This window comes from Cupriavidus sp. R6-3, from assembly GCF_059772245.1.
Genome location: NZ_JCBAJO010000262.1, coordinates 1 through 5,965, shown reverse-complemented (window position 1 = coordinate 5,965; position 5,965 = coordinate 1). Strand labels below are relative to the sequence as shown.

The 5,965-nt window shown below is 69.9% G+C and carries 5 protein-coding genes; 1 reads left to right on the top strand and 4 read right to left on the bottom strand.

Annotation, left to right across the window (positions count from 1 at the left end):
* Nucleotides 1–29: 29 nt before the first annotated feature.
* Nucleotides 30–2,147 carry a TonB-dependent siderophore receptor gene (locus AC6EI8_RS23415; protein WP_498383015.1) on the bottom strand — a complete coding sequence of 706 codons (2,118 nt, stop codon included), beginning with the start codon at nucleotides 2,145–2,147 and terminating at the stop codon, nucleotides 30–32.
* Between the two features lie 261 nt (nucleotides 2,148–2,408).
* On the opposite strand from AC6EI8_RS23415, the gene AC6EI8_RS23410 reads away from it, so the two are divergent.
* A complete protein-coding gene (locus AC6EI8_RS23410) occupies nucleotides 2,409–2,819 on the top strand; it encodes a Fur family transcriptional regulator (protein WP_149317200.1) in 411 nt (136 codons plus the stop codon).
* Nucleotides 2,820–2,948: 129 nt separating this feature from the next.
* Here the strand turns inward: AC6EI8_RS23410 and AC6EI8_RS23405 are convergent, their stop codons facing one another.
* From AC6EI8_RS23405 to AC6EI8_RS23395, 3 genes are all read right to left on the bottom strand, one after another.
* Nucleotides 2,949–3,689: a GntR family transcriptional regulator gene (locus AC6EI8_RS23405; RefSeq protein ID WP_149317201.1), complete on the bottom strand. Its 741-nt coding sequence runs from the start codon at nucleotides 3,687–3,689 to the stop codon at nucleotides 2,949–2,951.
* 275 nt (nucleotides 3,690–3,964) lie between these two features.
* Nucleotides 3,965–4,963 carry a Bug family tripartite tricarboxylate transporter substrate binding protein gene (locus AC6EI8_RS23400; RefSeq protein WP_498383014.1) on the bottom strand — a complete coding sequence of 333 codons (999 nt, stop codon included), beginning with the start codon at nucleotides 4,961–4,963 and terminating at the stop codon, nucleotides 3,965–3,967.
* Between the two features lie 115 nt (nucleotides 4,964–5,078).
* A partial coding sequence (locus tag AC6EI8_RS23395) for an Ldh family oxidoreductase (RefSeq protein ID WP_498383013.1) occupies nucleotides 5,079–5,965 on the bottom strand: 887 nt, incomplete at its 5' end.

Sequence of the window (5,965 nt, the reverse complement as noted above, 5' to 3'; positions counted from 1 at the left end):
CAGGCATCGCGGCAGGCCGTCGCATCGCGTCAATAGCTCAGCCGCAGCCCGAGCCGCACCGTACGCCCTGCCCCGGGCGCGATCCACAGCGCGCTGTAGGAGCTGGCGCAGTAGTCGCGGTCGAACAGGTTGTGCACGTTCAGCGTCAGCCGGGCCTGCTTGCTGAGCTGCCAGTAGGCGAGCAGATCGACCAGCGTGTACGACGGCAGCGTGAAGCTGCCGGCGGCATCGCCCGAGCGTTTGCCGATGTAGCGCACGCCGGCGCCGACACCATAGCGTTGGCCCCACGGCGCCGCATCCTCGTAGACGGCGAGCGCGCTGGCGCTGGTGCGCGGGATATTGCGCAGCGGCGTGCCGGCCGGCAGCCGGGTATCGGCGGTGATCTCGGCATCGGTCAGCGCCACGCTGCCCGACACGCGCCAATGCTGGCCGACGCGGCCGGCCACATCGAGTTCGAGGCCGCGGCTGCGCGCTTCGCCGGCGGTGGTCGAGAACGAGGGATCGGCCGGATCGGCGGTCAGCACATTGCGCTTGTGGATGGAGAACGCACTCAGCGTCGCGCCGAGGCGGCGATCGTCGGTCTCGAACTTCAGGCCGGCCTCGACGGCGCGGCCGCGCTCGGGCGTAAAGGGCTCGCCGGCGGCGCTGCTGCCGGGATTGGGACGGAACGAGCGGCTGGCATTGGCGAACAGCGTCACGTTGTTGCTGGCCAGGTAGGCCAGGCCAAGGCGCGGCGACACCGCCGTCTGGTCCTGCTCGACGCGGGTGCCGCGCAGGCGGTTGTCCAGCGTCTGGCGATACGAGTCGACCCGCAGCCCGCCAAGCACGCGCCAGCGCTCGCCGATGGCGATCTGGTCCTGCGCGTACAGGCCGATATTGGTCTGCCGCTCGTGCGTATCGGTGTTCGGCAGCAGCGGCGGCGGGGCCGACCCGTAGACCGGCTCGTAGATGTCGATCGGGTACGGCGTCGCGGCGGTCGGATTGCCGCGCAACTGCACCTGGCTGCTGCTGAAGCGATAGGCGTCGAAGCCCACCAGCAGCGTGTGCGACAGCGGCCCGGTGTCGATGCGGCCGGTCAGGTCGGCCTGCAGCGCGGTGTCGTCGGACTGGTAGTCGCGGTATCGGCGCTGGCGCCGCAGCGTGCGATCGTCGGCGGCCAGCGCGAACGGCTCGGTCGAATACCCTTCCAGCGAACCGCCGCGATAGGCCAGCGACAGCCGGCCCTTCCAGCCCGGCGAGAACTGGTGCTCGATGCCGAGCTGATGCGACTGGCTGTCGAGGCGAATGTCGCCATCGCTCGGTTCGCCGAGGAAGGTTTTGCGACCCACCGCATCGAGCCGGCCGTCGACCGCGACGATGCCGCGGTCCAGCGGCGTGGAGAAGCGCTGCCATTCGCCGGCGTACTGGATCACCGTATCGGCGCCCAGCGTCCACGTCAGCGAGGGCGCCAGCAGATAGCGCTGGCTGTCGACGAAGGCGCGCTGGCTGCCCTGATGGTCGCCCACCATGATCAGCCGGCCGGCGACGTTTTCGCCCAGCGGTCCGGTGATATCGGCCGCGGCACGGTAGCGGTCGCGGTTGCCGACCTCCAGCTCGTAGTTCTGCGCCGGCTTGAACTGCGGCTGCTTGGTGACCAGGTTCAGCGTGCCGCCCGGCTCGCCGCTGCCATACAGCGACGAGGTCGGCCCCTTCAAGACTTCGACGCGCTCGATGGTGGCGACGTCGCGCGGCGCGGTGAAGCCGCGATTGGCGACGAAGCCGTTGACCAGATAGCCGGTGCCGGTGTTCTCGTTGCCGGCAAAGCCCCGCACCGCGAAGTTGTCCCACAGTCCGCCGAAGCTGTCCTGGCGCGCGATGCCGCTGACGTAGTCAAAGGTCTGCTCCAGCCGCGTCGCGCCGATATCGTCGATCATCGCGCGCGGCACCACGCGCACCGCCTGCGGCACCTCGCGCAGCGGCGTGTCGGTGCGGGTCGCGCCGCTGGCCTCGTCGGGGTTGTACGATGCGGCGCCGGAGGTGACCACCGCGACCTCGGGCAGCATGGCTTCCTCGCGCTCGGCGGCCTCTGCAGCGTCTGCGAGCGCCGCCACGGCGAACAGGGCGGCGGCGAGCGGCGGCAGGGGATGGACCGCGCGCAATGGTCGCATGGACAGGCGCGCAGGCAGGTTCGCGGGCAAACGCGCAGGCAAACGCACGGGCAGCCGCGCGGGCGATGAAGTCGGCGTGGACATGATTGGACGAAGGGTGAACAACGACGCGCGACCACCACGACCGCCATGCCCCGCTACGTGCGCGGCCGGCAAGGGAAGCCGCAAGCAGGACAAGAAGCGGCGACAATACGGTCTGCGGTGACGCTGCCGAGCGACGGCGCGCCTTATTGAGAACGAATTTTCATTATCATTCTAGCTATGGAACGCATGACCCGTCAACGCGAGGCCGTGCTGGGCGCGCTGCGCGAGGCCGCCCGGCCGCTGAGCCCTGCCGAGATCCTGGCCGCCGCGCAGCGCACGGTGCCGACGCTCGGACTCGCGACGGTCTACCGCAATATCCGCGCCATGCTGCAGGAAGGCGGCCTGGTGGCGGTGCCGCTGCCGGGCCAGGCCGACCGCTACGAGGTCGCGGCCGCGCCCGACGCGGTCGTGCACAAGCACTACTTCCAGTGCCTGACCTGCGACCGCGTGTTTCCGCTGGAAGGGTGCCCCGGGCACCTGGAAGAGATCACGCCGCCCGGCTTCGTGGTCGAGCAGCACGAGCTGACGCTGCGCGGCCGCTGCATCGAATGCGCGACGAAGAAGACGGGCAAGCGCCGGACGAACTGAGCGGCAGGAAAAGGCGTTGTCCCCGTGAAGGCGGGGACCCGGTGGCTCGCAGGGTCGGAGTCGCTGAATGCCCGCGGACGCGGGAACGACGTGGTGGTGTGTTGACGCCTGCTGCGGCCGCCGCGCCTGCTACGGCTGCGAGATCGCGAACTCGTGCGCGGTGGTGTCGAGCCGCGAAACGCGGCGCTCGACGCGCCGGTCGTGATAGGACGAGGCGATCCGCGTGATCTGCAGCAGCGGGCCGCCCACCGGCACCTCCAGCAGCCGATGGTCGTCCTCGTCGGCCAGCACCGCGCGCAGGCGCTCTTCGGTGCGGATCACGTTGATGCCGAAGGCGTCCTGATAGAAGTTGTACAGCGTGTTGGGCCGCTCGCGCAGCATGGTCTCGGTCAGCCCTTCGAACAGCGCCTCGGGCACCGTGATCGCATCGGTCATCACCGGCCTGCCGTCCAGCGACAGCACGTTGGTGAAATGGAAGACCCGCTCGCCCGGCGCGATGCCCAGCGCCAGCGCCTCCTCCTTGCTGGCCTTGCCGCGCCGGAATTTGGCCAGCCGCACGCTGGGAAAGGCGCGATGCCCGTCCTCGCGCACCACGCGGAAGAAGCGGAAGAAATGGTCCTCCTGGCGGTGGGTCGCGACGAAGGTGCCGCGTCCCTGATGGCGGATCATGATGTTCTCCGCCACCAGTTCGTCGATCGCCTTGCGCAGCGTGCCGATCGACACGCCGAAGCGCTCCACCAGCCGGCGTTCGGCCGGAATCGCCTCGCCCGGCTTCCACTCGCCCGCGGCGAGCGCGGCCAGGATGGCCCGCTTGACGTCCTTGTACAGCACGCCGCCGATTGCCGCGCCTGCTTCGAATTCTGCGCCCACCTTCAACGATCTCCCTGGACGGATGGATTGGCACGATGCCGGTTCCGCGCCGCCGCCGCTTGCCCGGCGGCGCTGGATCGGAACGTCTATATAACATGGATGACTGCCGTCACCCGCCCCCCGCCGTGTTGAAAATCGTTTCGAACGCCTGGGCCGGCCCTTCGGTTCGATGCCTGCGCTCGCACGCCGGGCGTCGCCCCCTGGGATCAACGCCTGCGATCAACGCCTGCGGTCGGCGCATACGGCGGGCGCAGGCGATCGACGCTCGAATCGACCTACTCGGCCCGGATGCCCTTCTGGTCGATCAGCTTGGCCCAGCGCGCGACCTCGCCCTGGAAGTAGTCGGTAAAGGGCGCGCTCGCCTGCGGCGCGGGCGAGAAACCGGCGGCCACGATACGGTCGCGCACCGACTTGATCTCGACCATCTTCGCCACCGCCGTGCCGACCTTGTCGATCACCGGCTTGGGCGTGCCGGCCGGCATCATCAGGCCGGTCCAGTTCTCGACCAGCAGGTCGGGGAAGCCGACCTCGCCGACCGTGGGCACATCCGGCAGCAGCGGATGGCGCTCGCGCGTGGTCACCGCCAGCGCGCGCAGCTTGCCGCCCTTGACGTAGGCCAGCGACTCGGGGAAGTTGGAGAACACCACGTCGATCTGCCCGCCGATCAGGTCGGTCATCGACGGTGCACCACCTTTGTACGGCACGTGCGTCAATTTGGTGCCGGTCAGGCTCTCGAACAGTGCAAGCGTCAGGTGCGGCGGCGTGCCGTTGCCGCTCGAGCCCGCATTGAGCTTGCCCTTGCGCGCGGCCTCGACCAGGTCCTTCATCGAATGGATCGGCGAATTGACCGGCACCACCACGGTCATCGGCGAGGAGGCGATGCGCGCCACCGGCACCAGGTCCTTCTGCATGTTGAACGGCAGCTTCGGAAACAGCGTGACGTTGGAGGCGTGCGTCAGCGTGACGGCCAGCCAGGTATAGCCGTCCGCCGGGGCCTTGGCCACCTGGTCGGCGCCGATATTGGCATTGCCGCCCGGCTTGTTGTCGATGACGATCGGCTTGCCCCACTCCTCCGACAGCTGATGGCCGACCATGCGCGCCATGATGTCGGTCAGGCCGCCGGGCGCGAACGGCACCACATAGCGGATCGGCTTGCTCGGATAGTCGGCGGGACCCTGGGCCGCCGCGGGCGCGGTGACAGCAACGACGGCGGACAATGCAACGGACAACGCGGCCACATGCCGCAGCATGGAGCGAATCAACAGGCGATGCATGGTTTGTCTCCTTTGTTTGCCGCCATCCGTACTTTGCGGACCTCGGCTTGTGGGGCGGCCCCTGGGGGCATCGCCTGGACGACGCTGCCCCGGGGCCGGCATGAGCTGACGCTTGCTAGGCCGGACTACCCTCCCCGGCCAGCGCCTCCAGTTCGGCCAGCAGCGCGGCGGGCACGGCGATGCCCTCGCTGCTGGCGCGTCGTTGCGATGCCTCGCGGCGCGCGCCCGGCAGGCGCGTGCCCGGGTCGGCCAACATCGCCGCCAGCAGCGCCTCGACGCGATCGTGATAGACCTGCTCGCCGCTGAACGCGGCGGGGTCCAGCACCAGGAAGACCTGGCCGATGCGCGGCCGGCCGCCGGCATCCTCGAAGAAGGAATCGGCCTCGGCGCCGAACTGCGCCCCGGCCAGCGACACCACCAGCAGCTCGACGAGCAGCGCCAGCATCGCGCCCTTGACGCCGCCCGCGGGCAGCATCGAGCCGCGCAGCGCGGCCTTCGCGTCGGTGGTCGGCTCACCAGCCTCGTCGAGCGCCCAGCCCAGCGGAATCGGCTGGCCGGCCTTGGCGGCGACCATGATCTTGCCGCGCGCGACCTCGGACAGCGACAGGTCGATCACCACCGGCGCGGCGCCGCGTCGCGGAAACACCGCGGCGATCGGATTGGTGCCGAACAGCGGCTTGCGTCCGCCCCAGGCCGGCATCGCCGCCGGCGAGTTGCCCAGCGCGATGCCGATCATGCCGGCGGCGGCGACGGGCTCCAGGTGGGAGGCCGCGGCGCCGAAGTGATGGCTGTTGGTGACCGCGGCCACGCAGACGCCGAGCTCGCGCGCGCGGGCGATCGCGTGCTCGATCGCCATCGCACAGGCCGGGAAGGCGAAGCCGCATTGGGCGTCGACCAGCAGCGCGGCACGCTGTTGTCGGCCGTGCCGGCCCTGTCCGCTCTGACCGCCCTGACCGCTCTGACCGCTCTGTCTCTCCGGCTCGCCGGGCGTGCGCAGTACCG

Excerpts from the sequence above, each read along its gene's own strand:
- AC6EI8_RS23415 (WP_498383015.1), bottom strand. The coding sequence starts at position 2,147 with ATGCGACCATTGCGCGCGGTCCATCCCCTGCCGCCGCTCGCCGCCGCC.
- AC6EI8_RS23410 (WP_149317200.1), top strand. The coding sequence starts at position 2,409 with ATGGAACGCATGACCCGTCAACGCGAGGCCGTGCTGGGCGCGCTGCGC.
- AC6EI8_RS23400 (WP_498383014.1), bottom strand. The coding sequence starts at position 4,963 with ATGCATCGCCTGTTGATTCGCTCCATGCTGCGGCATGTGGCCGCGTTG.